The 463-nt window shown below is 61.6% G+C and carries 1 protein-coding gene; it reads right to left on the reverse strand.

The window, feature by feature from the left end; all coding sequences use genetic code 11:
- The coding region (locus AC3DE3_RS17320) for a hypothetical protein (RefSeq protein WP_488370858.1) at window positions 1-284 on the reverse strand (284 nt) is incomplete at its 3' end.
- Between the last annotated feature and the right edge of the window lie 179 nt (window positions 285-463).

Genomic DNA, 463 nt, shown 5'->3' on the forward strand with positions numbered 1-463 from the left:
CCGCCAAAATCAACGCGATCTTGCGTTCCCACGACATTAATTCCGGACTTGGCAAGCAACGCATAGGCGCGGGCCTCCTCGTCCTTGCCGCGTTGAAAAATACGAAGCGTGCGGCCTGAGTGCTGGCCGCGCACCGCCCAACGAAAAGAAAGCCATATCCACCGTTCGCAATAATGACCAAGTCCTGACGCGCCAAGGTGAGGGCGTAATGCCTCCGCCTCGGCGGTCAATGCCTTGTCAATCAACGCCGTAATGGGGCAATCGGTGACAGGGAGTGTGGCCATCAGAACGGGATTTCGTCTTCAGCTACAGCCGCGGGCGCTGCCTTTTTCCACGGCGGGGCTTTTGACGCGGCGGGCGCTGGCTTGGCGGCAAAGGACGGCCCTGACGGGCGCGCGGCGGGTGGCGCTCCGCCAATAGCCTTAAACCCTCGGACCTCGTTCTTAGGCTCGTAGCCGTCCTG

This window comes from Dietzia sp. IBK-p2-16D, assembly GCF_057773085.1.